This is a genomic window from Kitasatospora sp. NPDC059812 (assembly GCF_042732075.1).
Lineage (GTDB): Bacteria > Actinomycetota > Actinomycetes > Streptomycetales > Streptomycetaceae > Kitasatospora.
The window spans coordinates 1-2,607 of sequence record NZ_JBHWIO010000084.1; the positions used below are offsets into that span (position 1 = coordinate 1).

General features: G+C 70.8%; 2 protein-coding genes. Both read left to right on the top strand.

Features of this window, described 5'->3' with window-relative positions; translation table 11 throughout:
• Positions 1 to 678: 678 nt before the first annotated feature.
• Positions 679 to 1,602: a DUF4436 family protein gene (locus ACFV6D_RS30890; protein ID WP_063352383.1), complete on the top strand. Its 924-nt coding sequence runs from the start codon at positions 679 to 681 to the stop codon at positions 1,600 to 1,602.
• A 229-nt stretch (positions 1,603 to 1,831) separates the two neighbouring features.
• Entirely contained in the window at positions 1,832 to 2,464 is a 633-nt protein-coding gene (locus tag ACFV6D_RS30895; RefSeq protein ID WP_380562050.1) for a cyclase, read from the top strand.
• Positions 2,465 to 2,607: the final 143 nt, after the last annotated feature.

Genomic DNA, 2,607 nt, shown 5'->3' on the forward strand with positions numbered 1-2,607 from the left:
GGGGACGGACCCTGGACACTGGTCCGAGACGGCCTACCTGTTCACTCCTTCCTCTTGCAGGTCGTCTGCTTGGGCGAAGCGACTTCGTGTCGCACCGGGATTCTCCGGTCATGGGGTAGCGCTGGTTGTCGCGGCTGCCGGCGTCGAGGCGGCGGTCGCCGAACGAGGCGTTGCCGAACGAAGCGGTTGCCGAGCGGGACGGTGCCGAACGAAGCGGCGACGACGGCGCCGTTGGCGACGTGGATGCCGAGGCGGGAGCCGGTGAACTTCGAGCTCGCCGTCAACACTTTCATTGACTGAAAAATCGGTCAAGCCTGTGAGCCGGCCCGTCCGCTGATGAAGGGCGCCGGGACGTGCGACGGCCGCCCCATCGGACCCGTACTCCAGCTGGACCCTGCTCGCACTCGTGGCCCCTCGTCGCCAGGGCCTCATCGGCGGTGTGCGGCGCCCGGCCCCTCGGCGCCGTGCGCCGCAGATCACCGCTCTCTCTGAATTTGACTGAATTTTCAGTCTAGTAAAAGATGCGGGGGCACCCCCGGTCCCAGGACCAGCCCGCCGCAGCGCGGGCTCCGTGCCCCCTGGCGGCCCGTCCACCCCCCCACGGAGGCGGGCCGCCAGGGCCTCCGCCGCGCACGCGTCGGCCGCCGCCCCGACTCCACAGCTTCAGGAAGGACGACCGTGCAGGTCACCACCGATGACACCAGCGCGACCAGCCCGGTTGCGCGCCGCGCTCCTCGCCACCGCTGGCGGTTCGCCGTCGTCCTGGCGATGGTCGTCGCCCTGTGCGGGAGCGGGATCGGGCTGTACCTCAACGAGCGCAACACCCGGGAGCAGACCCGCGAACTGGCGATCCCCTCGGCCCAGGACTGGATCGAACTCGACGTCACCGCCCAGGACGTGGACCCGGCGGCCCAGCAACTGACGCTCTACATCACGCCCGTACCGCACGGCAGGCTCGCCGCCGGCGCCGACGGCCAGGCCTTCAGTCGACCCGTCGAGATCACCGTCACCGGCACACCCAGGACGACCATCCGGGCAGCCGAGGGCGAGAGCGCGGCGCCCCAGCTCGTCCACGTCGGGATGTACGACGGCACCATCACCGACTACCCCTTCGACCGCTACCGCATGGAGGCCGGCTTCACGGCCACCAGCGGCGCCACCCCCGTCCCGGTCGGCCTGGTCCTCACCGACACCGACCCGTTCTTCGTCGTGCGCCCGCAGGCCACGGCCGGGGCCACCGGCGCCGTGGCCCTGGACGCGAAGATCACCCGCTCCCGCAGCACCTTCATCCTCGCCTGGTTCATGATCGCGGCGATGTGGGCCATCGCCCTGGCCGTCCTCGGCGCCGCCGAGGTGCTCTACCGCAAGCGCGAGGGCCTGGTCTGGCCCTCCCTGGGCTGGATGGCGGCCAGCCTGTTCGCCCTGATCGGCATGCGCAACGCCGCCCCCGGCTCACCGCCGATCGGATCGCTGATCGACTACCTCGCGTTCTTCTGGGCCGAAGGAATCATCGCCGCCAGCCTGGCCTGCACCGCCTGGTGCGGCATCCGCACCGAGCACCGGCAGCGCCGCGAACGCGAGGCCGCCGCCGACCAGCCGTGAGGCCCGGCGGCGGCACCCCGTGGGCGGGCGCGGCCGGAGAATGGCCGGAAAGTGCCGCAACTACCTTGCGCAGCAGGATTGTTGGGGGTCCCTGACGCGCCCATGCTGAATTCGCCCGGCCTGTGCCGGGCCGCCGGGTGGCCGGGCGGCTCAGGTACCCCACGCCCCGACGCTCGTGCGCCCCACCCTCACCCCCCACCTCAGGCTTCGCGGGAGAACCCTCATGGGAATGACCTCTGCTCTGCGACGTGCCTCGGTCGTGCTCGCCGGCGGCGTGGCCGCGGTCGGGCTGTTCGCTCCGACCGCCGCGGCCGCGGACACCCCGGTCGTCCTGGCCTGCCAGGCGACTCCGCCGATCGGGTCGGCACAGACCTTCAACCTCAACGCCGGTGTCAACGCCGCCGCGCCCGCCACCGTCGCGGCCGGCAGCCAGTTCACCGTCACCCTGGCCCCCGACGCGCTCACCGTGCCCACCACGGTGGGCGGTTACAGCATCCAGTCGATCAGCAACATCGCGCTCACCGTGCCGGTCCCCGCGAACGCCACGCTGACCGGCGAGTCGCTGACCGGCGGGTCCGGCTACTCGGGCAGCGCGAGCGTCGCGGTGAACAACGGCAACGTCGTGCTCACCGTGAACGGGTCGGTCGACGGCGGCGGCACCTTCACGCTCCCAGCGCTGACCCTGAACCTGGCCGCCGGGGCCTCCGGCAGCGTCATCAGCACCTCGGTGGCCGGTACGAGCTACGCGGACCCGGGGCTGACCTTCACGGCGACCGTGCCCGTCTCGTTCTTCACCGTCGACGTGCCCACCGCCTGCTACCCCGCCACCGCGCAGGCGCTCAGCACCACGACGGTGAGCTGACCGGGGGCCCGCACCGAAGGCGACCGAGGGAGAACAGCACTGGGGGGGGGGGCCGCAAGTATTGAGGACCACACCAGGGAAAAAATATGGCTGTAAGATATAAAAAATACACCGGCTGTTGTTAGAAAAAGAAAAACACACAC

Coding starts and splice junctions, on each gene's coding strand:
- ACFV6D_RS30895 (WP_380562050.1), top strand. CDS start 1,832: ATGACCTCTGCTCTGCGACGTGCCTCGGTCGTGCTCGCCGGCGGCGTG.